This window comes from Streptomyces sp. YIM S03343 (assembly GCF_054729195.1).
Genome location: NZ_JBPUKX010000001.1, coordinates 6,947,001 through 6,972,966 on the forward strand (window position 1 = coordinate 6,947,001; position 25,966 = coordinate 6,972,966).

At 71.0% G+C, this 25,966-nt stretch carries 20 protein-coding genes; 12 read left to right on the plus strand and 8 right to left on the minus strand.

Going from position 1 to position 25,966, the window contains the following annotated elements; genetic code table 11:
* Nucleotides 1-285 precede the first annotated feature (285 nt).
* Nucleotides 286-3,429, minus strand: coding sequence for an isoleucine--tRNA ligase (gene ileS / locus ACSYGN_RS30685; RefSeq protein WP_460401319.1), 3,144 nt, complete (start codon nucleotides 3,427-3,429; stop codon nucleotides 286-288).
* Nucleotides 3,430-3,985: 556 nt separating this feature from the next.
* The gene (locus ACSYGN_RS30690) at nucleotides 3,986-4,381 is read right to left on the minus strand and encodes a hypothetical protein (protein ID WP_460401321.1); all 396 of its coding nucleotides are present in this window, start codon (nucleotides 4,379-4,381) and stop codon (nucleotides 3,986-3,988) included.
* A 28-nt stretch (nucleotides 4,382-4,409) separates the two neighbouring features.
* Between ACSYGN_RS30690 and ACSYGN_RS30695 the strand changes: the two genes are divergently transcribed.
* From ACSYGN_RS30695 to ACSYGN_RS30720, 6 genes are all read left to right on the plus strand, one after another.
* A complete protein-coding gene (locus ACSYGN_RS30695) occupies nucleotides 4,410-5,072 on the plus strand; it encodes a TraR/DksA family transcriptional regulator (protein ID WP_460401323.1) in 663 nt (220 codons plus the stop codon).
* Nucleotides 5,073-5,203: 131 nt separating this feature from the next.
* The gene (lspA, locus tag ACSYGN_RS30700) at nucleotides 5,204-5,827 is read left to right on the plus strand and encodes a signal peptidase II (RefSeq protein ID WP_460401325.1); all 624 of its coding nucleotides are present in this window, start codon (nucleotides 5,204-5,206) and stop codon (nucleotides 5,825-5,827) included.
* A 127-nt stretch (nucleotides 5,828-5,954) separates the two neighbouring features.
* A complete protein-coding gene (locus ACSYGN_RS30705) occupies nucleotides 5,955-6,899 on the plus strand; it encodes an RluA family pseudouridine synthase (protein ID WP_460401327.1) in 945 nt (314 codons plus the stop codon).
* Nucleotides 6,896-7,369 carry a GNAT family N-acetyltransferase gene (locus ACSYGN_RS30710; protein WP_460401329.1) on the plus strand — a complete coding sequence of 158 codons (474 nt, stop codon included), beginning with the start codon at nucleotides 6,896-6,898 and terminating at the stop codon, nucleotides 7,367-7,369. Before ACSYGN_RS30705 ends, ACSYGN_RS30710 begins: the two co-directional genes overlap by 4 nt.
* 134 nt (nucleotides 7,370-7,503) lie before the next feature.
* Entirely contained in the window at nucleotides 7,504-9,090 is a 1,587-nt protein-coding gene (locus ACSYGN_RS30715; protein WP_460401331.1) for a Na+/H+ antiporter, read from the plus strand.
* 49 nt (nucleotides 9,091-9,139) lie between these two features.
* The gene (locus ACSYGN_RS30720) at nucleotides 9,140-9,880 is read left to right on the plus strand and encodes an SDR family NAD(P)-dependent oxidoreductase (protein ID WP_460401333.1); all 741 of its coding nucleotides are present in this window, start codon (nucleotides 9,140-9,142) and stop codon (nucleotides 9,878-9,880) included.
* A 272-nt stretch (nucleotides 9,881-10,152) separates the two neighbouring features.
* Here ACSYGN_RS30720 and ACSYGN_RS30725 read toward each other — a convergent pair whose 3' ends face one another.
* A complete protein-coding gene (locus ACSYGN_RS30725) occupies nucleotides 10,153-11,361 on the minus strand; it encodes an RNA-guided endonuclease InsQ/TnpB family protein (protein ID WP_460401335.1) in 1,209 nt (402 codons plus the stop codon).
* Between the two features lie 160 nt (nucleotides 11,362-11,521).
* Between ACSYGN_RS30725 and ACSYGN_RS30730 the strand changes: the two genes are divergently transcribed.
* Nucleotides 11,522-12,091 (plus strand): dienelactone hydrolase family protein, encoded by a 570-nt coding sequence (locus ACSYGN_RS30730; RefSeq protein ID WP_460401337.1) that lies wholly within the window; start codon nucleotides 11,522-11,524, stop codon nucleotides 12,089-12,091.
* 9 nt (nucleotides 12,092-12,100) lie between these two features.
* Here the strand turns inward: ACSYGN_RS30730 and ACSYGN_RS30735 are convergent, their stop codons facing one another.
* The 4 genes from ACSYGN_RS30735 to ACSYGN_RS30750 all read right to left on the minus strand — a co-directional run bounded on the left by ACSYGN_RS30735 (nucleotide 12,101) and on the right by ACSYGN_RS30750 (nucleotide 16,926).
* Nucleotides 12,101-13,762, minus strand: coding sequence for an alkaline phosphatase D family protein (locus tag ACSYGN_RS30735; RefSeq protein ID WP_460401339.1), 1,662 nt, complete (start codon nucleotides 13,760-13,762; stop codon nucleotides 12,101-12,103).
* Nucleotides 13,763-13,914: 152 nt separating this feature from the next.
* Nucleotides 13,915-14,727, minus strand: a complete 813-nt coding sequence (locus tag ACSYGN_RS30740; protein ID WP_460401341.1) for a thioredoxin domain-containing protein — start codon at nucleotides 14,725-14,727, stop codon at nucleotides 13,915-13,917.
* Between the two features lie 80 nt (nucleotides 14,728-14,807).
* Complete coding sequence (locus ACSYGN_RS30745) at nucleotides 14,808-15,500, minus strand: hypothetical protein (protein ID WP_460401343.1); 693 nt, start codon at nucleotides 15,498-15,500, stop codon at nucleotides 14,808-14,810.
* 100 nt (nucleotides 15,501-15,600) lie between these two features.
* Nucleotides 15,601-16,926: a DUF2252 domain-containing protein gene (locus ACSYGN_RS30750; RefSeq protein WP_460401345.1), complete on the minus strand. Its 1,326-nt coding sequence runs from the start codon at nucleotides 16,924-16,926 to the stop codon at nucleotides 15,601-15,603.
* A 267-nt stretch (nucleotides 16,927-17,193) separates the two neighbouring features.
* On the opposite strand from ACSYGN_RS30750, the gene dnaE reads away from it, so the two are divergent.
* Nucleotides 17,194-20,733 (plus strand): DNA polymerase III subunit alpha, encoded by a 3,540-nt coding sequence (gene dnaE / locus ACSYGN_RS30755; RefSeq protein WP_460401347.1) that lies wholly within the window; start codon nucleotides 17,194-17,196, stop codon nucleotides 20,731-20,733.
* A 113-nt stretch (nucleotides 20,734-20,846) separates the two neighbouring features.
* Here the strand turns inward: dnaE and ACSYGN_RS30760 are convergent, their stop codons facing one another.
* A complete protein-coding gene (locus ACSYGN_RS30760; protein WP_460401349.1) occupies nucleotides 20,847-21,026 on the minus strand; it encodes a hypothetical protein in 180 nt (59 codons plus the stop codon).
* Between the two features lie 225 nt (nucleotides 21,027-21,251).
* On the opposite strand from ACSYGN_RS30760, the gene ACSYGN_RS30765 reads away from it, so the two are divergent.
* The 4 genes from ACSYGN_RS30765 to ACSYGN_RS30780 all read left to right on the plus strand — a co-directional run bounded on the left by ACSYGN_RS30765 (nucleotide 21,252) and on the right by ACSYGN_RS30780 (nucleotide 25,906).
* Entirely contained in the window at nucleotides 21,252-22,466 is a 1,215-nt protein-coding gene (locus ACSYGN_RS30765; protein ID WP_460401351.1) for an NYN domain-containing protein, read from the plus strand.
* Nucleotides 22,467-23,167: 701 nt separating this feature from the next.
* Entirely contained in the window at nucleotides 23,168-24,139 is a 972-nt protein-coding gene (locus ACSYGN_RS30770) for an ABC transporter ATP-binding protein (RefSeq protein ID WP_460403841.1), read from the plus strand.
* Nucleotides 24,140-24,288: 149 nt separating this feature from the next.
* Nucleotides 24,289-25,119 carry an ABC transporter permease gene (locus ACSYGN_RS30775; RefSeq protein WP_460401353.1) on the plus strand — a complete coding sequence of 277 codons (831 nt, stop codon included), beginning with the start codon at nucleotides 24,289-24,291 and terminating at the stop codon, nucleotides 25,117-25,119.
* A gap of 34 nt (nucleotides 25,120-25,153) precedes the next feature.
* Nucleotides 25,154-25,906: an AAA family ATPase gene (locus ACSYGN_RS30780; protein WP_460401355.1), complete on the plus strand. Its 753-nt coding sequence runs from the start codon at nucleotides 25,154-25,156 to the stop codon at nucleotides 25,904-25,906.
* Nucleotides 25,907-25,966: the final 60 nt, after the last annotated feature.

Below are 25,966 nucleotides of genomic sequence, written 5' to 3' on the forward strand. Positions count from 1 at the left end.
GCGGCGGTCTGTCGTGGGGCGCGGCCAGGCTCCCGGGGCGGTGCCGTCGGGAGCCTGGGCGGGTGGTGAGCGGCTGAGCAGGTCCGGGTGAAGCCTGCTGCGGTTCGGCAGCGCCCCTGAAGGGCGCGGGGCTGTATCGACATGCGGCTCCGCCGCGATGGGGGTACCTCCCTGCTCGAACGAAGTTGAGAGCTTGGGGGAGCGACCAGCCACGATGGTGCCGCAGACGACAGTCGGCAGACGACAGACGACGTACGGCACATCGCGGCACTACCAGCGGAGCGCTCAGGCCTTTCTGAGGTGGAAGGTGAGGGACAGGCCCTCGTCGGTGAAGGCGGGGCCGTAGGTGGTGTCCGGCTCGGCCTGGGCGAAGTCCGTGGCCAGGACCTCGTCGGCGATCAGGGGCGTGTGCTCGGTCAGCGCCGCCAGGACCGCCGGGTCGGTGGACGTCCAGCGCAGGGCGATGCGGTCGGCCACGTCGAGGCCGCTGTTCTTGCGGGCCTCCTGGATCAGGCGGATCGCGTCACGGGCCAGGCCCGCCTGCCGCAGTTCCTCGGTGATCTCCAGGTCCAGCGCCACCGTGGCACCGGAGTCCGAGGCGACCGACCAGCCCTCGCGCGGGGTCTCCGTGATGATCACCTCGTCCGGCGCGAGCGTGACCGTCTCGCCGTCGACCTCGACCGACGCCGTGCCCTCGCGCAGCGCGAGCGACAGCGCGGCCGCGTCGGCGGCGGCGACGGCCTTGGCCACGTCCTGGACCCGCTTGCCGAACCGCTTGCCCAGGGCACGGAAGTTCGCCTTGGCCGTGGTGTCGACCAGGCTGCCGCCGACCTCGGAGAGCGAGGCCAGGGAGCTGACGTTCAGCTCCTCCGTGATCTGCGTGTGCAGTTCGGGGTGCAGGCGCTCGAAGCCCGCCGCCGCGACCAGCGCACGGGACAGCGGCTGACGCGTCTTGACGCCCGACTCCGCGCGCGTGGCCCGGCCCAGCTCGACGAGCCGGCGCACCAGCACCATCTGCCTCGACAGTTCCGGGTCGATCGCCGACAGGTCGGCCTGAGGCCAGGAGGCCAGGTGCACCGACTCCGGCGCGCCCGGGGTGACCGGCACGACCAGGTCCTGCCACACCCGCTCGGTGATGAACGGAGTCAGCGGGGCCATGAGCTTCGTCACGGTCTCGACGACCTCGTGCAGGGTGCGCAGCGCAGCCTTGTCGCCCTGCCAGAAACGGCGCCTGGACCGGCGGACGTACCAGTTGGACAGATCGTCGACGAACGCCGACAGCAGCTTGCCGGCGCGCTGGGTGTCGTAGGCCTCCAGCGCCTGGGTGACCTGGTCGGTGAGCGCGTGGAGTTCGGACAGCAGCCAGCGGTCCAGCAGCGGCCGGTCGGCCGGGGCCGGGTCCGCGGCGCTGGGCGCCCAGTCGGACGTACGCGCGTACAGCGCCTGGAAGGCGACCGTGTTCCAGTACGTCAGCAGGGTCTTGCGGACGACCTCCTGGATCGTGCCGTGACCCACCCGGCGCGCCGCCCACGGTGAGCCGCCCGCCGCCATGAACCAGCGCACCGCGTCCGCGCCGTGCTGGTCCATGAGCGGGATCGGCTGCAGGATGTTGCCGAGGTGCTTGGACATCTTGCGGCCGTCCTCGGCGAGGATGTGGCCCAGGCACACGACGTTCTCGTACGACGACTTGTCGAAGACCAGGGTGCCGACCGCCATCAGCGTGTAGAACCAGCCGCGGGTCTGGTCGATGGCCTCGGAGATGAACTGCGCCGGGTAACGGCTCTCGAACAGCTCCTTGTTCTTGTACGGGTAACCCCACTGCGCGAACGGCATCGAACCCGAGTCGTACCAGGCGTCGATGACCTCCGGCATACGGGTAGCCGTGGCACCGCAGCCGTCGTGACGGCAGCCGAAGGTGACGGCGTCGATGAACGGGCGGTGCGGGTCCAGCCCCGACTGGTCGGTGCCGGTCAGCTCGGTCAGCTCCGCGCGTGAGCCGACGCAGGTGAGATGGCCCTCCTCGCAGCGCCAGACGGGCAGCGGGGTGCCCCAGAAGCGGTTGCGGGACAGCGCCCAGTCGATGTTGTTGTTCAGCCAGTCCCCGTAGCGGCCGTGCTTGACCGTCTCCGGGAACCAGTTGGTCTTCTCGTTCTCCTCCAGCAGACGGTCCTTGACGGCGGTCGTACGGATGTACCAGGACGGCTGCGCGTAGTAGAGCAGCGCGGTGTGGCAGCGCCAGCAGTGCGGGTAGCTGTGCTCGTACGGGATGTGCCTGAACAGCAGACCCCGTTCGTCCAGGTCGGCCGTGAGCCGTTCGTCGGCCTTCTTGAAGAAGACGCCGCCGACCAGCGGCACGTCCTCCTCGAAGGTGCCGTCCGGGCGCACCGGGTTGACCACCGGGAGCCCGTAGGCGCGGCAGACCTTGAGGTCGTCCTCACCGAAGGCGGGGGACTGGTGGACCAGACCGGTGCCGTCCTCGGTGGTGACGTACTCGGCGTTGACGACGTAGTGGGCGGGCTCCGGGAACTCCACCAGCTCGAACGGCCGCTGGTACGTCCAGTGCTCCATCTCTGTGCCGGTGAAGGTCTGCCCGGTGGTCTCCCAGCCCTCGCCGAGCGCCTTGCCGACGAGCGGCTCCGCGACGACGAGCTTCTCCTCACCGTTCGTCGCGACGACATAGCTCACCTCGGGGTGCGCGGCGACCGCCGTGTTGGACACCAGGGTCCACGGGGTCGTCGTCCACACCAGGAGCGCGGCCTCACCGGCCAGCGGTCCCGAGGTCAGCGGGAAGCGGACGTAGACCGACGGGTCCACGACGGTCTCGTAGCCCTGCGCCAGCTCGTGGTCGGACAGGCCGGTGCCGCAGCGGGGGCACCAGGGGGCGACCCGGTGGTCCTGGACCAGCAGCCCCTTGGTGAAGATCTCCTTCAGCGACCACCAGACGGACTCGATGTACTCGGGCTCCATCGTGACGTACGCGTCGTCCAGGTCGACCCAGTAGCCCATGCGTGTGGTCAGGTCGGAGAACGCGTCGGTGTGGCGCAGCACGGACTCACGGCACCTGGCGTTGAACTCGGCGATGCCGTACGCCTCGATGTCCTGCTTGCCGCTGAAGCCGAGCTCCTTCTCCACAGCCAGCTCCACCGGCAGGCCGTGGCAGTCCCAGCCGGCCTTGCGGGCCACGTGGTAGCCGCGCATGGTACGGAAGCGCGGGAAGACGTCCTTGAAGACGCGGGCCTCGATGTGGTGGGCGCCGGGCATGCCGTTGGCGGTGGGCGGGCCCTCGTAGAACACCCATTCGGGGCGGCCCTCGGACTGCTCCAGGCTCTTGGCGAAGATCTTCTGCTCGCGCCAGAAGTCGAGCACCGCGTGCTCCAGCGCGGGCAGATCGACCTGGGCGGGTACCTGGCGGTACGTCGGCGTTGTCATCAGCGGGCTTCCTCCGGCGGACTTGCTGCCTTCCGTCCGGAGGGACGAGAGCCGCGGCCCTGACCGGACCGGCCGCGCCGCTCGGCGCGCTCCCGCGGTACCACCCTCCTTGGCCCACCGGTGTGACCTGCGCCCACCGACGAGCCCCCTCATTGGGGTCGCGAAGCCGGTTCTACTCGCCGTCGCTGGTCTGCTGCGGCTTTCTTCCGGCGGCTCCGGGGTGATGTTCACCGCGCGCTCACCCCCGGGCTCCCACCGTCCCCGGGTCGCTCTGGGCTGCGTACGCCGCTACTCGTCCCCATCCACGCTTTTCGCTCCGCCCAGTGTACGGCGCCGCACGGACAGCGGCCGACCGGATTTCCGGACGCCGCGGCGGGCGGTCCGCAGGGCGGCGGGATGACCCGAACGGTCAGGTGCGAGGGTCCGGATCCGGGGACGTCCGGCCTGGCTGATTATCGGGCGCGGCGCGGGGCACAACGCATGCATCCGGTGGCGCGATACGCGCGAGGCGGACGAATCGGGCGGTGTGCCCCGTTGCCGCGGGCCCCGAGTCGATTTATCGTCCCAGAGCGATTTGCGAGCATGATCCCATATGTGAAGGGGCCGCAGCCATGGTGGCGAAGAACAGCACACGGGGCGCGGCGGGCGGGGGCGGCACGAAGAGTGCCGCAAAGAGGGCTGCGGCGGGCAAGGCGGTGGGTAGGAAGACAGCGGCGAAGACGACGAAGACAGCGAAGACAGCGATGACCGCGGAGACAGCGGATACAGCGGATCCGGCAAAGACGATGAACACGGTGGTCGAGGCGGCGGAGGAGGCGGGGGCCGGGAGGACATCCGGGGCGGCGTCGAAAACGGCATCCGAGGCGGCATCCAGAACGGCGTCCAAGGCGACAACGGCGTCCGAGGCGGTATCGGGGACGCCGTCCGAAACGGCCGCAGGGAAGGCTGCCACGGGCAGCGGGACGGTCGGCAAGAAGGCGGTGGCCAAGAAAGCGGCGGCCAGGACGGCCGAAGGCGGGCGGGCCGCCGCCAAGAAGAGCACCAGCACGACCGGCAAGAACACGACCAGCAAGAACACGACAGGCAAGAGCAGGACCCGCAAGAGCACGGCCAAGAAAGCGGTCGCGGCGCAGGCCGCGGAGCAGACGGGAGCCACGACTGTGGTTGCGAAGAAGACTCCTGGCACGGCCACGGCGGCGGCGAACAGCGCCGTCCCCAAGGCGCGGATCGCCGCGGCAGCGGAGCCGGGCGATCTCGCGGTGCGCCCTGGTGAGGACCCCTGGACCCCCGAGGAGGTCGAGGAGGCCCGCGCCGAGCTGTTGTCGGACGAGGAGCGGCTGCGGGCCGAGATCACCACGTCCGAGGAGTCCGTGGCGGGCCTGATGCGGGACTCGGGGGACGGCGCGGGCGACGACCAGGCGGACACCGGGACCAAGAACATCACGCGCGAGCACGAGCTTGCGCTGGCCGCCAACGCGCGCGAGATGCTCGTCCAGACCGAGCGCGCCCTGGAGCGGCTGGACGCGGGCACGTACGGCCTGTGCGAGAACTGCGGGAAGCCCATCGGCAAGGCGCGCATGCAGGCGTTTCCGCGGGCCACCCTGTGCGTGGAGTGCAAGCAGAAACAGGAGCGCCGCTACTGAAGGACCGGTGGCGGGCCGGTTGTGGGCCGTACGGGCCGGAAGGGCCGCCGGACGGGCCGTCCGAGCACGGCGGCCCGGCGGCCCTTGCCGTACTCTCGTCCTCAGTCAGGCACCTAGGTTGAGGGACTCACGTGGCAGAGGCGGAGCGCATCATCGGTACGCCGGACATCCCGGATGGCAGCGGCGACCCGGCGGCGGCCGGCCGGACGCCCGGTGTCCCCGGTGGGTACGGCGCGGACCAGCAGGAATCCGCTGCCGGGCGGCCCCGGGGCAGGCGCCGTATCGGTGTCCTGTTCGTGGTCGCCGCCTTCGCGTACGCCCTCGACCTGGTCAGCAAGATGCTCGTGGTCGCGAAACTGGAACACCATGCGCCGATCAAGGTCTTCGGCGACTGGCTGGAGCTCAACGCGATCCGCAACCCGGGCGCGGCCTTCGGCTTCGGCCAGGCGTTCACGGTGATCTTCACGGTGATCGCGGCGGCGGTGATCGTGGTGATCATCCGGCTGGCCCGCAAGCTCTACAGCACGCCCTGGGCGATCGCGCTCGGGATGCTGCTCGGCGGCGCGCTCGGCAACCTGACCGACCGGATCTTCCGCTCGCCGGGCCTGTTCGAGGGCCAGGTCGTCGACTTCATCGCGCCCAGGGGCTTCGCGGTGTTCAACCTGGCCGACTCGGCGATCGTGTGCGGCGGCATCCTGATCGTGCTGCTGTCCTTCCGCGGCCTGGACCCGGACGGCAGCGTCCACCGCGACTGAGACCGTCGGGCCCGCACCTGACGCGCGAGCCGTGGCCGCACGGAGCGGCACACGCGTGTGGGTCCGGAACGCATCGGTGTGCGGGCGTGCGTACGGTGCTGTCTCACCCGTCCGGCATACTCGACGGGTGAGCACGCTTCCCGAGATCCGTACCCTGCCCGTGCCCGACGGCCTGGAGGGCGAGCGCGTCGACGCCGCCATCTCCCGCATGTTCGGCTTCTCCCGCACGAAGGCCGCCGAGCTGGCCGCGGCGGGAAAGGTGCAGGTCGACGGCTCGGTGGTCGGCAAGTCCGAGCGGGTGCACGGCGGGGCCTGGCTGGAGGTCGAGATGCCGCAGGCGCCCGCGCCGGTGCAGGTGGTGGCCGAGCCGGTCGAGGGCATGGAGATCGTCCATGACGACGACGACGTGGTCGTGATCGTCAAGCCGGTCGGCGTGGCCGCGCACCCCAGCCCCGGCTGGAGCGGACCGACCGTGATCGGCGGCCTGGCCGCCGCCGGGTACCGGATCTCCACCTCCGGCGCCGCCGAGCGCCAGGGCATCGTGCACCGCCTGGACGTCGGCACCTCCGGCCTGATGGTCGTCGCCAAGTCGGAGTACGCGTACACGTCGCTCAAGCGCCAGTTCAAGGAGCGCACCGTCGACAAGCGCTACCACACGCTCGTCCAGGGTCACCCCGACCCGACCAGCGGCACCATCGACGCGCCCATCGGCCGCCACCCGAACCTCGACTACAAGTGGGCGGTCACCGCGGACGGCAAGCCGTCCGTCACGCACTACGACCTCATCGAGGCGTTCCGTGCAGCCTCCCTGCTGGACGTCAAGCTGGAGACCGGCCGCACCCACCAGATCCGCGTCCACATGGCCGCCCACCGCCACCCCTGCGTCGGCGACCTGACCTACGGCGCCGACCCCACGCTCGCCCGGCGGCTGCGCCTCACCCGGCAGTGGCTGCACGCCGTGCGCCTGGGCTTCGAGCACCCCGGGGACGGAGAGTGGACCGAGTTCGTCAGCGGCTATCCCGAGGATCTGCAGAGCGCTCTGGACCAGGTCCGCGAGGAGACCTACGCATGAGCCCCAAGACCCCGTACGTCGTGCGTGTCGCCGAGGACCCCGCCGACCGCGAGGCGTGCTTCACGCTCCGCAAGGAGGTCTTCGTCGGCGAGCAGGGTGTCCCCGAGGACCTCGAGTACGACGCCTACGACGCGGTCGCGCTGCACGTCCTCGCGGTCCGGGAGGACGGCGAGGCGCTCGGCACCGGCCGTCTGCTGCACGGCCCCGGGGCCGGGGAGACGACCGGCGGCGACCCGTCCCTCGGCCTGCTCGGCAGGCTCGCCGTGGCACGGCTCGCGCGCGGACTGGGCGTCGGGATCGCCCTGGTGGCGGCCATCGAGGACGCGGCACGCGCACGCGGTCTCACGGCCGTGGAACTGCACGCGCAGACACACGCCCTGGGCTTCTACGAGCGGCTCGGCTACCAGGCGTACGGCCCGGAGTACGAGGAGGCGGGCATCCCGCACCGGGGGATGCGCCGCACCCTGTAGTGCCCCGGTCCGATCAGTGCCCCGGCGCGAGGGCCCGGGCGGCGCTGACGGGCTGGTGCGACGGTGGCCTGGCAGGCTGGAGATCCGCCGTACGACGCCGCCGTACGACCGTCGGACCTGCCGGAGCGCCCACAGTGGACCAGTTGGCCCTGTTGTTCGTGCTGTTGCTCGGGGCCGTGGTGAGCGTGCCGGTCGGGGACCGGTTCGGACTCCCGGCGCCGGTGCTGATGACCCTGCTCGGGGGCGTCCTCGCGGTGCTCGACTTCGTGCCGAACGTCGACGTCCCGCCCGGTCTGATCCTGCCGCTGCTGCTGCCCCCGCTGCTGTACGCGACGGTACGGCGGACCTCGTGGCGGCAGTTCGCGGCCAACCGGCGGCCGATCTTCCTGCTCGCCGTGGCGCTGGTCTTCGTCACCATGCTGACCGTCGCCGCCGTCGCCCACTCGATCGTCCCCGGGCTGCCGGTCGCCGCCGCCGTGGCGCTGGGCGCCCTGGTCGCGCCGCCGGACCCGGTCGCTGCGACCGCCGTCGCCGGGCACCTCGGGCTGCCGCGCCGGCTGGTGTCGATCCTGGAGGGCGAGGGCCTGTTCAACGACGTCACCGCCATCGTCCTGTACCACGTGGCGATCGCCGCCGCAGTCAGCGGGAGCTTCTCCTTCTGGCGGGCAGGGCTCGACCTGGTGCTGTCCGCGGTGGTCGCCGTCGCGGTCGGGCTGGTGCTGGGCTGGGGCGCCAACCGGCTGCTCGACGTGCTCGGCGACGCGACCCTCCAGATCGGGCTGACCCTGCTGGTGCCGTACGCGTCGTACGTCCTCGCGGAGGAGTTGCACGGCTCCGGGGTGCTCGCCGTACTCACCACCGCGATGTTCCTCGCCGAGTACGCCCTCGACGCCGACGACGTGCTGACCCGGCTCGCCGGGCACACCTTCTGGGACATCGTCGACACCCTCGTCACCGGGGTCGCCTTCGGGCTGATCGGCCTCGAACTGCACAACGCGCTCAGGACCGCGTCCGGGCGCTGGGGCGAGCTGCTCGGCTGGGCCGGAGCGGTCCTCGGCACGGTCGTGCTGGTACGGCTGGTGTGGCTGCTGCCGGCCACCTGGCTGACCAAACGGCTGCACGCCCGCCGGGACCACGACGAGGACATCCCGATGAGCTGGCGCGAGACGGTCGTGATGTGGTGGGCCGGGATGCGCGGGGTGGCGTCGGTGGCGCTGGCCCTCGCGATCCCGCTGGAGACCGACGCGGGAGCCCCCTTCCCGGACCGAGGCGAGATCATTTTCATCGCCTTCGGGGTGATTCTGGGCACATTGGTGCTCCAGGGGCTGACCCTGCCGTGGCTGGTGAAACGGCTCGGGGTGCGGGCCGACACCGAGCGGGAGCAGGCCTTCGAGCGGGAACTCGCGACAAGGGCGGCACGGGCGGCCAAGCAGCGGCTGCGGGAGATCGAGCAGACGGAGGAGCTGTCCGAGGAACTGTCCGAGCGGATGCTGCGGCAGGCCATCGAGATCGGGGTGCGGATCAATCCCGGGCTGAGCGAGGAGGAGCGGAGGGAGGGGCACGATCAGCGGGTGCGGCGGCTGAAGCGGGTGCGGCGGCTCCAGGGCGAGCTGTTGAGCGCGGCGCGGCACGAGGTGCTGGCCGCGCGCAGTGAGCCCGGGGCGGATCCCGAGGTGGTGGACCGGGTGCTGCGCCATCTCGACGTGCGGAGCCTCCGCTGACCCGGGGGGTTTACCGCTGTCGGCGGCTTTCCGGCCGTAGGGTCGGGGCATGAGTCGTAACGTCGTGATCAGTGGTGGGGGTACGGGGATCGGGCTCGCCGCGGCGCGGGTCTTCGCGGCCGACGGGGACCGGGTGCTGCTGGTCGGGCGGCGCGCCGGGACGCTGGAGAAGGCCGGGGTGCCGGGGGCGCTGACGTACGCCGCCGATCTGAGCGGCAGTGAGGACGTGCGGGGTCTCGCGCACTTCGTGAAGGAGGAGTTCGGCACCGTCGACGTGCTGGTGCACAGCGCGGGCGGGGGCGGGCAGAACGAACCGCGCCACGAGGGCGGCGACCCGCTCGAACAGGCCGTCCACGACTGGACCCTGAACTTCCGTCTCAACACGCTCACCGCGGTCCTGCTCACCGAGGCACTGAAGGCGCGGCTCGCCGAGCCGGGCGGGCGGGTGCTGTTCCTGGGCTCCATCGCCGCGTTCCGCGGCTCCGGCAGCGGCGGTTACGCGGCGTCCAAAGCGGCACTGCACCCCTACGCCCACGATCTGGCCCGGCAGCTCGGGCACCGCGGGATCACCGTGAACGTGGTCGCGCCCGGGTACGTCGAGGACACCGAGTTCTTCGGCGGCCCCCTCGCCGAGGAGCGCCGCGCCCGTCTGATCGCCGAGACCTCGACGGGCCGCGCCGGTACCCCCGGCGATGTCGCCGCCACCCTCCACTGGCTGGCCTCGCCGGCCGCGGCCCACATCACGAGCCAGATCATCCAGGTCAACGGAGGGGCCGAACGCGGCCACTGAGCCCAAGCGTCGCCACGCCCCGCCGCCCCTTCCCGTTCCCGACCCTGGGGGCTGCACCCCCAGAACCCGCTTGTCGGCCCTTCGGGCCTCGTCCTCAAACTCTCCCAGAGGGGGTACCCGCAGACGGGGGGAAGGTTAGCCCCTCCAGCGTTTGAGGAGCGGGGGTACGGGGGCGGTGCCCCTGTGACGGAACGGCCCGGGGGCACCGGGCCGGTCCGGCGTTGTTGTACCCGGCCCGGCTGGCACCATGGCCTCTTGACTTCGTCTCCCGCCTAGGGGTGGGGGATTCCGGCGGTCGCCCGCTGGGTTTCCTGCTTCACCGACGACCGCCCCGTCCGGGAGGACTCCCGTTGAGGTCTTACACCGTCTCCACAGGCAGACGCCGCCAGCCCGGCGGCCAGGATGTTGCTTGCCGCGTTCACGTCGCGGTCGTGCACGGTGCCGCAGGCGCACGTCCACTCGCGGACGTTCAGCGGCAGTTTCTCGCGGACCGTTCCGCAGGTCCCGCACAGCTTGCTGGAGGGGAAGAAGCGGTCGATCACCACGAGTTCGCGCCCGTACCAGGCGCACTTGTACTCCAGCATCATGCGCAGGTCCGTCCAGGCCGCGTCGGAGATGGCGCGCGCGAGCTTGCCGTTCTTCAGCAGGTTGCGGACGGTGAGGTCCTCGATCACGACCGTTTGGTTCTCACGGACGAGACGAGTCGACAGTTTGTGCAGGAAGTCGCGGCGCCGGTCGGCGATCCGCGCGTGGACCTTGGCGACGCGTCGCCGGGCTTTCTCCCGGTTGTTCGAGCCCTTCGCCTTCCGCGACAGTTCCCGCTGCGCGCGGGCCAGTCGGGCGCGGTCACGCCGCTCGTGCTTCGGGTTGGCGACCTTCTCCCCGGTGGACAGTGTCACGAGGGAGGTGATCCCGGCGTCCAGGCCGACCGCCGCGTCGGTGGCGGAGGCCGGGGCGATGGTGTCCTCGCACAGCATGGACACGAACCAGCGGCCCGCGCTGTCGCGGGACACGGTCACCGTCGTGGGCTCCGCGCCGTGCGGGAGCGGACGCGACCAGCGGACGTCCAGGGGTTCCGTCATCTTCGCCAGCGTCAGCTTCCCGTCGCGCCACGTGAAAGCGCTGCGGGTGTACTCGGCCGACGAGCGGGACTTCTTACGGCTCTTGTACCGGGGATACTCGGCCCGCTTGGCGAAGAAGTTCCCGAAGGCGGTCTGAAGGTGGCGCAGTGCCTGCTGGAGCGGGACGGAGGACACCTCCGTCAGGAAAGCGAGTTCCCCGGTCTTCTTCCACTGCGTCAGCGCGGCGGACGACTGTACGTAGGAGATCCGGCGCTGCTCGCCGTACCAGGCCCGCGTGCGCTCCTCCAGCGCCTTGTTGTAGACGAGGCGGACGCAGCCGAACGTGCGCGACAGCTCAGCCGCCTGCTCGTTCGTGGGGTAGAAGCGGTACTTGAACGCCCGCTTGACCTGCCGCATCACGCCTCACACCCTATCGGCTTCCGTGTGAACAAAAAGGGTTGGCCGGTGGCGGTGGACGCCGAACCGCCCTGACGGCGATTCGGCTCTTCCTGCCCTGCTCCGTAGGAGCTTCGCTTCCTCCCCGGCCTGAAGGCCGGGGTATCCACGAAGGGAACACCCGATGAGCATCATGCTCTTCCACTCGGTCTACGGCCTGAGGCCCGCCGTGCGCGCTGCAGCGGACCGGCTGCGCGCCGTCGGCCACGAGGTATGGACCCCGGACCTGTTCGACGGCCGCACCTTCACGGAGGTGGACGAGGCACGGGCCTACCGCGAGGAGATCGGCAAGGAGGAGCTGCTCAGGAGAGCCGTACTGGCCGCGGCGCCGTACTCGGAACGCGGCCTGGTGTACGCGGGGTTCTCGCTCGGCGCCGCGATCGCGCAGACCCTGGCGCTCGGCGACGAGCGGGCGCGCGGTCTGCTCCTCCTGCACGGCACCTCGGACCTCGCGCCGAACGCGTCGGTGGACGGCCTCCCCGTGCAACTGCATGTCGCCGAGCCCGACCCGTTCGAGACCGACGACTGGCTGAGCGCCTGGTACCTGCAGATGGGGAGAGCGGGCGCCGACGTCGAGATCTACCGGTACGCCGGGGCCGGTCACCTCTACACCGACCCCGACCTGCCCGACTACGACGAGGAGGCCGCCGAGGCCACCTGGCGGGTGGCGCTCGGCTTCCTCGGAACGCTGTAGCGGCCGCCGCTACACGGGGTCGTAGGTCCGCTCCACCTGCTGCGTTCCGCTGCGGGTGCGGTAGGACCGGGTCCAGGACGAGGTGGCGCCGGGACTGGTGCGGTCGGACAGGACGTAGTAGTCCATCTGCGCGCGCTCGGCGGTGATGTCCAGGACGCCGTAGCCGTGCCGGTCGGTGTCGACCCAATGGACATGGCGGTTGGCGGCGCGGATGACCGGCGAGGCGAGTGCGGAGACGGTGCCCTCGGGGACCTTGATGATGTCGTCGAGGTTGTCGGAGGTCACCGAGGTGACCACGAACTCGGTGGCCGCGGACGCCGACAGCGGATAGGTGCCCGCGTCCACCGGCACGTCGTTGGCCCACGCCATATGGATGTCGCCGGTCAGGAAGACGGTGTTGCCGATGCTGTTCGAGCGCAGATGGCCGAGGAGTTCACGGCGGTCGTCGGTATAGCCGTCCCACTGGTCGGTGTTGACGGCCAGGCCCTCCTGCGGCAGCCCGAGCAACTGGGCCAGCGGCTTGAGGAGGTCCGCGGCGAGCGAGCCGACGACGAACGGCGCGATCATCACCGAGTTGCCGACCAGCCGCCAGGTGGTGTCGGACGCCTTCAGCCCGGCCTTCAGCCAGTCCAGCTGCACGCGCCCGGTGATCGTGCGGTCCGGGTCGTCGACCGAGCCGCTGCCCGAGGACGCCTGCTGGGAGCGGAAGGAGCGCAGGTCGAGCAGGGACAGATCGGCGAGTCTGCCGAAGCGCAGCCGGCGGTAGGTGGTGCCCGCGACGGCGGGGCGGACCGGCATCCACTCGAAGTAAGCCTGCCGGGCGGCGGCCTGACGGGCCGTCCAGGTGCCCTCGGCGCCCTCGGTGTGGTTGACCGCGCCGCCGGACCAGGCGTTGTCGGCGAACTCGTGGTCGTCCCAGATGGCCACGACCGGCGCCTTGTGGTGCAGTGCCTGGAGATCGGGGTCCGTCTTGTACCGGCCGTGCCGGGTGCGGTAGTCGGCGAGGGTGAGCAGCTCGTTCGCCGGGGCGTGCGGGCGGACGACGGTGCCGCGGGTGCCGTACTCGCCGGACTTGTACTCGTAGATGTAGTCGCCCAGATGCAGCCAGGCGTCCAGGTCGCCCCGGGCCGCGAGATGACGGTACGACGAGAAGTACCCCGCTTCCCAGTTGGCGCAGGAGACCACGCCGAAGCGCAGCCCGGACACGCTCGCGTCCGCCGCCGGCGCGGTGCGGGTGCGCGCCACCGGGGAGTCCGTGCCGCCCGCGGAGAACCGGAACCAGTAGTCGGTGGCCGGTTCCAGGCCGCGGAGGTCGGCCTTGACGGTGTGGTCGGAGGCGGCCGTGGCGGTGGTCGAGCCCTTGGCGACGATGTTCGTCAGCGCCTTGTCCCTTGCGACGGTCCAGCTGACCTCGGTGTCGGGACCGAGCCCGGAGCCGGGCACCGCGTCGGCGGTGGGGGTCACCCGGGTCCACAGCAGCACACCGTCGGGCAGCGGGTCGCCGGAGGCGACCCCGTGCAGAAAGGCGGGGGCCTGGTCCGCGGCGCGGGCGGGCAGAGCGGCGGCGAGCGGCCCGGCCAGCACGGCACCCGCGGCGGCCGCCTTGACGACCGTACGGCGGCGCGGGCGGAGAGAGTTGACGTCCTCGGACGATCTGTATCGACTGGTCACGAGCGGACAGGTTACTGATGGGTAGAACGAAGAGCGGGCGAACTCGCAAAAGTTCGCACGCTCTTCAGCGCACGGCCACGGGGGCCGGCCGGGAGACCGGCCTGCGCGGCCGCTGAGCCGGTGCGGTCCGCCCCCGCGGCGCCCCGGCTGCCTCAGCCCTTCAGGGCCGCGTCGACCACGGAGTTGAAGTCGGCCACGGTCCGCGGCACACCGCCGTTGGCGGTGAGCGCCTTGCCGTTCATGACGATGGTCGGAGTGCCCGTCACGCCGTCCTTGTTCGTGTCGAACGTCTTCGACATGGCCAGCGCCCAGGCGTCGTAGGTGCCGTTCTTCACCGCGTTCTGGAACGTGGCGTTGTTCTTGAGCGCCGGGACGGTGTTACCGATCTTGATGAGGTAGGCGTCGTCCTTGAACTTGTCGTCCGTCTCGTCGGGGTGGAAGTTCTTCGAGTACATCGCGTACTTGAAGTCGAGGAAGGCCTGGGGGCTGACGTTGAGCGCCGCACCGAGGGCGCTCATGGCGTTCTTGGAGCCCTCGCCGTTGGTGTTGTTGTCGAGGAACGTGCCGCCGATGAACTGGAGCTTGTACTTTCCGGCGGCGATGTCCTTCTCCACGGTCTTGCCGATGACCTGCTCGAATTCGGAGCAGACCGGGCAGCGCGGGTCTTCGTAGATCTTGAGGGTCTTCTTCGCGGTGCTCTTGCCGATGATCACGGTCGCGCCCTTGGCGCCCGTGGTGTTGGTCGGCGGGACGACCTTGGCGTCCTTCACCGCGTCCCAGCCGGTGGACTTGGTGTTCTGGACGACGACGTAGCCGATGCCGCCGGCCACGCCGAGTACGGCGACGATCGCGCCGGCCACGATGAGCTGCCGCCGGATCTTGTCTTTCTTCGCCTGCTTCTCGCGCTCGATGCGCAGCCGCTCTCGGGCCGCGAACTTCTGGTCCTGGCTGTTCCGCTTGCTCATGCTGGTGATCTCCATCCGGGGCGCGCACATGCCGTACGCGGGATTGGTGCGGGGGACTGCCGTTGCTCGGATTCCGTCGGTCAGGCGACGGTGGCCGGGCAGGGCGGTCCGCGCCGTCCGGGGGAGTGCGCGGTGAGCAGATCACGGACGGGGGTCGTCCGCGGGGCGGGGCGGGGCAGCCGAGGCGCCGCGGGGGCGGGCCGCACCGTCACGGCGGTGACGGCCGTCAGCAGCGGCCGGAACGTCGTCGCGGTCACCGCCCGCAGCAGCTGGGCCAGTGCCCGCTCGCCGCGGTGCAGCCAGGCGGCGGCGAGCAGGCCCACGCAGACATGCGCGGCGAGCAGCAGCCAGGGGGTCGCCGGGTCGGCGTGGGCCATCAGCACGGCGATGCGGTCGCCGCCGGTGCCGGTCATCCGGGTCAGCGGATCGCCGACATGGCTGCCGTCACCGCACAGCACGTTGACGCCGACGGAGCGCAGCGGGCCCGTGACGGGGCCGCCCGCTCTGCCGTAGCAGACCTGCTGGCCGGTGGTGAAGACCGTGTCGGCGGCCAGCTCCAGCGGGATCAGCGCGGCGGCGATCACCCCGAAGCCCCGCTCGCGGCCCGCCAGGACATAGGCGAGCGCGAACACGGCGGCCGCGGTCGCGGCCACCGTGTTGAGCGGCAGCGGAACCCGGGACAGCAGGACGTGCGACGCGGTGCTGAGCGTCACGACGACAGCCGTGAACAGCGCCGCGCGCGCGGCTCTGAGGGGGGTTCCGGTGATGTCCATGCGGTGATGAGTGTGTCACGTGCTCCGGTAGGAGACTGCTAAAAGGAGCCTGTGAGCGGTCGGAAAAATCGTGGGGCCGGTGGGGGCGCCGGACGGAAGGCTACAGCCCCGGGATCCTGCCGTTGCGGAACAGGTCCACGAAGATCTGGTGATCGGCCCGCGCGCGGGTGCCGTAGTCGTGGGCGAAGCCGGTCAGCAGGCCCGCGAAACCGGCTTCGTCGGCCGCGATCGCCGCGTCGATGGCCCGCTCCGTGGAGAACGGCACCAGGGACTCGCCCGAGGTGTCGTCCGCCGCCGCGTGCATGGTGGCGGTGGCGCGGCCCAGGTCGGCTACGACGGCCGCGATCTCCTCCAGGTCGTCGATGTCGCCCCAGTCCAGGTCCACCGCGTACGGCGAGACCTCGGCGACCAGTTGTCCCGCGCCGTCCAGCTCGGTCCAGCCCAGCCACGGGTCGGCGTGCGCCTGGAGGGCGCGCTGCGAGATCACCGTGCGGTGGCCCTCGTGCAGGAAGTAGTCACGGATCGCCGGATCCGTGATGTGCCGGGAGACCGCCGGGGTCTGGGCCTGCTTGATGTAGATGACGACGTCGTTCTCCAGGGCGTCGCTGTGACCCTCCAGGAGGATGTTGTACGACGGCAGCCCGGCCGAGCCGATGCCGATGCCGCGCCGCCCCACCACGTCCTTGACCCGGTAGGAGTCCGGGCGGTCCAGGGATGTCTCGGGCAGCGTCTCCAGATAGCCGTCGAAGGCAGCCAGCACCTTGTAGCGGGTGGCCGCGTCCAGCTCCAGGGAGCCGCCGCCGGGCGCGAAACGGCGCTCGAAGTCGCGGATCTCCGTCATCGACTCCAGCAGCCCGAAACGGGTCAGCGAACGGGCGTCGCGCAGCGCGTCCAGCAGCGGGCCCTGCGCGGTGTCCAGCGTGAACGGCGGCACCTCGTCGCGCTTCGCGCCCGTCGACAGCGCGCGGATCCGCTCGCGGTAGGCCGCCGCGTACACCTCGACCAGCTCGGTGATCTGCTCGTCGCTCAGCGCCTTCGCGTACCCGATGAGGGCGATGGAGGCCGCGAAGCGCTTCAGGTCCCAGGTGAACGGGCCGACGTACGCCTCGTCGAAGTCGTTGACGTTGAAGACCAGCCGGCCGTTGGAGTCCATGTAGGTGCCGAAGTTCTCGGCGTGCAGGTCGCCGTGGATCCACACGCGCGAGGTCCGCTCGTCCAGGTACGGGCCGCCGCGCTTCTCGGCGGCGAGGTCGTGGTAGAAGAGGCAGGCCGTGCCCCGGTAGAACGCGAACGCCGAGGCCGCCATCTTCCGGAACTTCACGCGGAACGCGGCCGGGTCGGCGGCCAGGAGCTCGCCGAAGGCGGTGTCGAAGACGGCGAGGATCTCCTCGCCGCGCTGCTCGTCGTTGAGCTGGAGTACCGACATCGAGGGGTGCCTCCTGGTGCGGGGACGGTGCACTGACGTGCAAGAAACGGTGCACTGACGTGCAGGGACGTGCGTGAACGCCTGCGACGGCGTCTCTGCCGCCTTCAACGGGCGAGGGACCGCGGGAGTGCCCGACACCCCGCACGAAGGTACGCGCGGAACGCCGGACGGTGTCAGTGCCCGGGCATAGACTTCGACGCTGTCCCCCAGACTGTCCGCAGCCGGACGCGAGACCGTCGACGCCAGTTCTCCTTGGAGGCCCTACCCGTGTCGAAAGCGCCGTTCACGCACCTGCACGTCCACACCCAGTACTCGCTGCTGGACGGTGCCGCGCGGCTCAAGGACATGTTCGCCGCCTGCCAGGAGCAGGGGTGGTCGCACATCGCCATGACCGACCACGGCAACCTGCACGGCGCGTACGACTTCTTCCACACCGCCAAGAAGGCCGGGATCACCCCGATCATCGGCATCGAGGCCTATATCGCCCCGGAGTCCCGGCGCAACAAGCGCAAGATCCTCTGGGGCCAGCCGCACCAGAAGCGCGACGACATCTCCGGCTCCGGCGGCTACACCCACAAGACGATGTGGGCGGTCAACAGCACCGGACTGCACAACATCTTCCGGCTCTCCTCGGACGCGTACGCCGAGGGCTGGCTCCAGAAGTGGCCCCGGATGGACAAGGAGACCATCGCCCAGTGGTCCGAGGGCATCGTCGCCTCCACCGGCTGCCCCTCCGGCGAGGTCCAGACCCGGCTGCGCCTCGGCCACTTCGACGAGGCCCTCAAAGCGGCAGCCGACTACCAGGACATCTTCGGCAAGGACCGCTACTTCCTGGAGCTGATGGACCACGGCATCGACATCGAGCACCGGGTCCGCGAGGGCCTGCTGGAGATCGGCAAGAAGCTCGGCATCCCCCCGCTGGTCACCAACGACTCCCACTACACGTATGCGCACGAGGCGACCGCGCACGACGCGCTGCTGTGCATCCAGACCGGCAAGAACCTCTCCGACCCCGACCGCTTCAAGTTCGACGGCACCGGCTACTACCTGAAGTCGGCCGACGAGATGTACGCCATCGACTCCTCCGACGCCTGGCAGGAAGGCTGCCGCAACACCCTGCTGATCGCCGAGATGGTCGACACCGAGGGCATGTTCGTCAAGCACGACCTGATGCCCAAGTTCGACATCCCCGAGGGCTACACCGAGGTCACCTGGTTCAAGGAGGAGGTCCGCCGCGGCATGGACCGCCGCTTCCCGGGCGGCGTCCCCGAGGACCGCCAGAAGCAGGCGGACTACGAGATGGACGTCATCATCTCGATGGGCTTCCCGGGCTACTTTCTCGTCGTCGCCGACTTCATCATGTGGGCCAAGAACAACGGCATCGCCGTCGGCCCCGGCCGAGGCTCCGCGGCGGGCTCGATCGTCGCCTACGCCATGGGCATCACCGACCTCGACCCCATCCCGCACGGCCTGATCTTCGAGCGGTTCCTCAACCCCGAGCGCATCTCCATGCCCGACGTCGACATCGACTTCGACGAGCGCAGGCGCGCCGAGGTGATCAGGTACGTGACGGAGAAGTACGGCGCCGACAAGGTCGCCCAGATCGGCACCTACGGCACCATCAAGGCCAAGAACGCCATCAAGGACTCGGCGCGCGTGCTGGGCTATCCGTACGCGATGGGCGACCGCATCACCAAGGCCATGCCCGCCGACGTCCTCGGCAAGGGCATCCCGCTGTCCGGCATCACCGACCCCCAGCACCCCCGCTACTCGGAGGCGGGCGAGGTGCGCGGGATGTACGAGGGCGAACCGGACGTGAAGAAGGTCATCGACACCGCGCGCGGTGTGGAGGGCCTGGTCCGGCAGATGGGCGTGCACGCGGCCGGCGTGATCATGTCCAGCGAGACCATCACCGAGCACGTCCCCGTCTGGGTCAGGCACACCGACGGCGTCACCATCACCCAGTGGGACTACCCGAGCTGCGAGTCGCTCGGCCTGCTGAAGATGGACTTCCTCGGCCTGCGCAACCTCACGATCATGGACGACGCGGTCAAGATGGTGAAGGCCAACAAGGGCCTCGACATCGACCTGCTCGCCCTCCCGCTGGACGACCCGGCCACCTTCGACCTGCTCCAGCGCGGCGACACCCTCGGCGTCTTCCAGTTCGACGGCGGCCCCATGCGCTCCCTGCTGCGCCTGATGAAGCCCGACAACTTCGAGGACATCTCCGCCGTGTCGGCCCTCTACCGGCCGGGCCCGATGGGCATGAACTCCCACACCAACTACGCGCTGCGCAAGAACAAGCAGCAGGAGATCACGCCGATCCACAAGGAGCTGGAGGAGCCCCTCCAGGAGGTCCTCGCGGTCACCTACGGCCTGATCGTCTACCAGGAGCAGGTGCAGAAGGCCGCCCAGATCATCGCCGGCTACTCGCTCGGCGAGGCCGACATCCTGCGCCGTGTGATGGGCAAGAAGAAGCCCGACGAGCTGGCCAAGAACTTCACCATCTTCCAGGCCGGCGCCAAGAAGAACGGCTACAGCGACGAGGCCATCCAGGCCCTGTGGGACGTGCTGGTCCCCTTCGCCGGCTACGCCTTCAACAAGGCGCACTCGGCCGCGTACGGCCTGGTCTCCTACTGGACCGCCTTCCTCAAGGCCAACCACCCCGCCGAGTACATGGCCGCGCTGCTGACCTCCGTCAAGGACGACAAGGACAAGTCGGCGGTCTACCTCAACGAGTGCCGCCGCATGGGCATCAAGGTGCTGCCGCCCAACGTCAACGAGTCGGTGTCCAACTTCTCCGCCCAGGGCGACGACGTGATCCTCTTCGGTCTGTCCGCCGTGCGCAACGTCGGCACCAACGTCGTCGAGTCGATCATCAAGTGCCGCAAGTCCAAGGGGAAGTACTCCTCCTTCCCCGACTACCTCGACAAGGTCGAGGCGGTCGTCTGCAACAAGCGCACCACGGAGTCCCTGATCAAGGCGGGCGCCTTCGACACCATGGGGCACACCCGCAAGGGCCTCACGGCGCAGTACGAGCCGATGATCGACAACGTGGTCGCCGTCAAACGCAAGGAGGCCGAGGGCCAGTTCGACCTCTTCGGCGGCATGGGCGACGCCCAGACCGAGGAACCCGGCTTCGGACTCGACGTCGTCTTCACCGACGAGGAGTGGGACAAGACCTATCTGCTCGCCCAGGAGCGGGAGATGCTCGGTCTCTACGTCTCCGACCATCCGCTCTTCGGCCTCGAACATGTGCTGTCCGACAAGGCCGACGCGGGCATCGCCCAGCTCACCGGCGGCGAGCACGCGGACGGCGCGGTCGTCACCATCGGCGGCATCATCTCCGGCCTCCAGCGCAAGATGACCAAGCAGGGCAACGCCTGGGCGATCGCCACCGTCGAGGACCTCGCCGGCTCCATCGAGTGCATGTTCTTCCCGGCGACGTACCAGCTGGTGTCCACCCAGCTCGTCGAGGACGCCGTGGTGTTCGTCAAGGGCCGCCTCGACAAGCGCGAGGACATTCCCCGGCTGGTGGCCATGGAACTCGCCGTCCCCGACCTGTCCGCCGCGGGCGCCAACGCGCCCGTGGTCCTCACCATCGCGGCCACCCGCGTCACCCCGCCGATGGTCAGCCGCCTCGGCGAGATCCTCACCAGCCACAAGGGCGACAGCGAGGTCCGCATCAAGCTCCAGGGACCGACGAGGACGACGGTCCTGCGCCTGGACCGCCACCGGGTGAAGCCGGACCCGGCGCTCTTCGGGGACCTGAAGGTGCTCCTCGGCCCGTCCTGCCTCGCGGGCTGACCCACTCGCGGGCGCCCCGGCTACTTGATGTGACGAGGGGCGCACCCCATGCGGGATGCGCCCCTCGTTCGCACGAGGCTCTGCCCCGTGCTCAGCTGCGCCCGCAGCGGGCGTCAGTTGTGGCCGAAACGCTTCTGCTGTTTCCGGGCAACTTCCGTCGGGCTGCCCGGTATCCGAGCCCCGGACGGCTCGTGCTCCTCGGCCATCTCGTGCTGCGCCTGTTCCCGGGTCTTCTCGTCGTGCGGCGCGCGGTTCGGCGGGCCCGACTGCTTGCGGTTCTTGTTCTTGGCCATGGTGATCTGCCTCCTGAGGGGGATCTAGGGGCCAGGGCCGCGACCAGATTCACACACGGCCACCGGGGGCGCATGTCGGACAATTACCGTCTGTGACAAGCTTGTCGTGGGGCCGGTTCCTCGAAACGCCACGCCGAAGATCGAGTTCGGGCCGTTAACCTCCGCCCGGTCGGGCAGACTCGAAGGAAGCCCGAAGCAAACTTCCCGGGAAAGAGGGTGGATCGCGTGGACCGCTGCATCGTCCTGGTGGACGCCGGGTATCTGCTGGGGGCGGCTGCGAGTCTGCTCGCCGGAGACCCCTCGCGTTCCCGTATCGCCGTGGACCACACCGCGCTGATCCAGGGGCTGCGCGAGCAGGCCGAGTCCGACACCGAACGGCCGCTGCTGCGCATCTACTGGTTCGACGGCGCCCCCGACCGTGTGCCCCAGCCCGAGCACCGCAGACTGCGGGTGATGCCCCGGGTCACCGTCCGGCTCGGCGCCCTGACCCGCAGCGACGGGCGCTGGGCGCAGAAGGGCGTGGACGCCGCCATGCACGCCGAACTGACCGAGCTCGCGCGCAACGGCGCCTGCTCCGACGTCGTCCTCGTCACCGGCGACGGTGATCTGCTGCCGGGCATGATGGCCGCCAAGGAGCACGGCGTCGCCGTCCATCTGTGGGCCGTCCAGGCCGCCGACGGCGACTACAACCAGTCCGAGGACCTGGTCGCCGAGGCCGACGAACGGCGCGTCCTGGACCGTACCTGGATCACCAAGGCCGTCCGCGCCAAGGAACTGTCCGGCCCCTGTGCGCCGCCGCCCGAGTCCCGGCCCGAGATCGCCGCGATCCTCTCCGCGCCGCTGCCCGACACCGCCCTCGCCCCGGCGCCCGAGCGGCGCCCCGAGGAGAGCCGCCGCCCGCCCGCCGCGGCGGCCTCACCCGAACGGGTGCCGTCGGCCAAGGGCGTCCCCACCCCGAAGGACCTCGCCGCCCTCCGCGCCCCCGGCGGCGGGCACGGCGGCGGCCAGCACCCCCCGGGCGCCACCCTGCGCTGGTCCTCCGACAAGGGCTGGGTGGAGCGCCCCGGTACCGGTGCCGAGTCGCCCGAGGCCGCCGGAATGCCGACCCTCGCCCAGCTCACCACGGCCGAGCAGCGCTGGGCCGACCGCGAGGAGGACATCACCACCGTCAGCGGGGACTCCTACGAGGTCGGCCAGGTCTTCGCCCGCCGCTGGATGGCCCGCCTCGGCGACCAGTCCCAGCTCCAGCGCCTCTCCGGCATGTACCCCCGCATCCCGCACCGCATCGACGGCGAACTCCTCCGCTACGCCGCCCGCTTCGGCCTCCTCGCCCACAAGGACGACCAGATCGACGAGAACGACCGCTACGCCATCCGGGCGGGCTTCTGGCGGGAGATCGACGCCCGCACGGAGACGGAACACGCACCGGCGGGGGAATGAGGGGCGGCTCCGCCGGGTGAAGCGGCGACGGTCGTGCGGTGCCGGGGCGGCGGGCGTGGATCGGGGCGGCGGGCGATCGGGGCGGCCGAGGCCCCGGCGCTGCACGGGCAAGGCGCCCGGGGCGTCGGCCGGGGCGGTGAGCGGTTCCGCCGGGGGCACCCTGGGCGGGATGAGCGACGGGGGCGGGGATCCCCCGATCGTGTGAAAACGGGGCCGGGCCGCGGCCGCGCGGCGTTGTCCGTCTGCCGGGTCTGCCGGGTCTGCCGGGTCTGCCGGGTCTGCCGGGTCTGCCGGGTCTGCCGAGTGCGCTGCGTGCGCTGCGTGCGCTGCGTGGTGCCACGCGGTGTGAGTGCGGCGGTGGGGGCGTGGCGCTGCGGGTGCGGTGGCGCGATGCGGCTGTGGTGCCGGGAGCCGGGAGCCGGGAGCCGGGAGCCAGAGGCCGGAAGCCGGAGGCCCGGGGCCGTGGGGGTGACCGATGTCTCATGTCCCCCGATCGGCCGTACCCGCGGGAACAAGACGGCACCGAGCCTCTGTGGCGGGATCCTGACGGCCCTGGACACCCCGGCTGAGCGGGACTTTTCGGGGGACGCGGGCCTCGGGGCGGGCAGGTGCCCCAAAGACAGGTAAAGGGAGCCCACCACGTACTCTCGTGGTTTGTGAACACGCGCGCGGTGCAGGCACTACGGCACGACCCCGAGGTCGTGTGTGCGGTGCGCGGTCTGCGGAAGACCTACCCCGCGGTGCGCGGTCGCCGCGGTACTCCGGCCACCCCCGAGGTGCGGGCCACCGACGGGATCGAACTCGACGTCCGGCGCGGTGAGATCTTCGGACTGCTCGGGCCCAACGGCGCCGGCAAGTCCACCCTCGTACGGCAGCTGACCGGACTGCTGCGCCCCGACCACGGCAGCGTGGAGATCCTCGGCCACGACATCGTGCGCCACCCCGAGCGCGCCGCCCGCATCCTCGCCTACCTCGGCCAGGAGTCCAGCGCCCTCGACGAGCTCACCGTCTCCCTGGCCGCCGAGACCACCGGACGGCTGCGCGGCCTGGACCTGCGCCGGGCGCGCGCCGAACGGGACGCCGTGATCGACGAACTCGGCCTCGCGCCGATCGCCGGGCGGGCGCTCAGGAAACTGTCCGGCGGACAGCGCAGGCTCGCCTGCTTCGCTGCCGCGCTGGTCGGACAGCGCCCGCTGCTCGTCCTCGACGAGCCCACCACCGGCATGGACCCGGTCGCCCGGCGCGCCGTGTGGTCCGCCGTCGACCGGCGCCGCGCCGAACACGGCACCACCGTGCTGCTGGTCACCCACAACGTCATCGAGGCCGAGACCGTCCTCGACCGGGTCGCCGTCATCGACCACGGCCGGCTCATCGCCTGCGACACGCCCGCCGGGCTCAAGGAGCGCGTCGCCGGGGAGGTACGGGTCGAACTGGTCTGGCGGGAACGGCCGCCCCTGGAGGTGCCCGAGGTCGCCGCGCTGCGTGAGCGTGCAGCCGAGTCCGGGCGGCGCTGGACGCTGCGGCTGGCCCCCGAGGAGGCCCGTTCCGCCGTCGCCACGGTGACCGGCGGGGTCGCGTTCGCCGCCCTGGACGACTTCACGCTCGCCACGCCCAGCCTGGAGGACGTGTATCTGGAACTCGGCGGCGAGGGGCAGGGGCTGGTGAAGACATGAGCGCGCCGGCCGCCGTATCCGTATGGTCCGTACGGCCTCCAGGGCCTCTACGGCGTCTACGGCCAAACCGGTCCGTACGGTCCGTACAGTTCACAACAGGATGAGGCGTCCACCGGCACGTGGCCGGGAGTGAGGAGGAACACCCCGAGGTGAGTGTCGTATCCCCCGATGTCCTGCCCGGCCCCGTACCGACCGGCGGCCGTGGCTCGGCGCCGAGGCCTGCCGCCGAACTCGGCCCGCGGGCGCGGCTGTGGCCGTCCCTGGCCGCCGTCTACCGCGCGCAGCTCTCCCGCGCGCGCGTGGCGCGCATCCCGCTGCTGTTCGTGGCGACCTTCCAGTCGGTCGGCATCCTGATCATGATGCGCGGGGTCGTGGACTCCGGCGGCCAGGACGCCCGCTACGTCGTGTCCGGGTCCGCGGTGCTGGTGGTGGCGTACGTCGGGCTGAACCTGCTGGCGCAGTACTTCGGCCAGCTCCGCGGCAGCGGCGGTCTCGACCACTACGCCACGCTGCCGGTGCCGCCCGCGGCCGTGGTGCTGGGCGCGGCCGGGGCGTACGCCTCCTTCACGGTGCCCGGGACCGTGGCGACCGCCGTCTTCGGGGGCGTGCTGTTCGGGCTGCCGCTGACCAACGTGTGGGTGCTCGCCGCGGTGATCCCGCTCGCCGGTGCCGCGCTCGCCGGCCTCGGTGCCGCGCTCGGACTGCTCGCGCCGCGTCCCGAACTGGCCACGCTCCTGGGGCAGCTGGGCATGTCCGCCGCGCTGCTGCTGGGCGTGCTCCCGGCCGGGCGGATGCCCGGTCTGGTACGGCTCATGAGGGATCTGCTGCCCTCGACGTACGGTGTCGAAGCGTTCGCGCGCACCTTCGGCGCCCGCCCCGACTGGGCGCTCGTCGCAGGTGACCTGGCGGTCTGCGCCGTGGTCGGGGTCGCCTCACTGGCCGCGGCCACCTGGGCGTACCGGAGGGCCGCCGTCCAGTGACGCGCCGCACAGCGGGGCCTGGCACGATGTCCTGGTGACCGCACCGTTGACTCCGCCTCCGCCGCCGCACGAGCATTCCCCGCACGACGACGGGGCGTGGCCGCCCCCTGCCGCAGGAACCGGCTGTCCGGCACCTGTGCACCCGGACACCGGGCCGGGCATGAAGACGGAGGTGCTGGCGGCCGCGGTGATCGCGGTGGCGGTGGCGCTCAGCGGGGTGCTGCTCGGTCTGCTGTGGTGGTGGCTGGCACCGCATGTGCCGCTGGTCGGCGACGTCGTCGACAAGAACTGGGTCGTCTACCTCAAGGACAGTGAGGGCGAGCAGGCGATCGGCGTCGACGGCACCTTCATATTGTTGGCGCTGGCCTTCGGCGCGGTCAGCGCCCTCGTGGTGTTCCTGGTGCGGCGCCGGGGCGGGGTGCCGCTGGTCATCGGCCTGGCGGTCGGCGGGCTGCTCGGCTCGCTGCTGGCGTGGCGCCTCGGTGTGTGGCTCGGCCCCACCCAGGACGTCATCGCCCACGCCAAGCAGGCAGGGAAGGGTGAGACCTTCTCGGCCCCGCTGAAACTGAACTCGAAGTGGGCGGCCCCGCTGGCCTGGCCCCTGGCGGCGACCCTGGTCCACCTGGGCCTGACGGCCCTCTTCGGCCCCCGGGACCCCGAGCCCCCGTACCCTCAGGGCCCGTACCCCCAGGGTTGGTACCCCCACGGCCCCTTCCCCGATGGCACGTATCCGAGCGACCCTTACCCCCAGGACCGCAACCCGTTCAGCCCCCCTCCAGCGCCGTAGCCGTCCCTGTCGGCGGGGCTGCCTCGGCCGGGGGCGGGATGCCCACGGTGCCGGGTGACG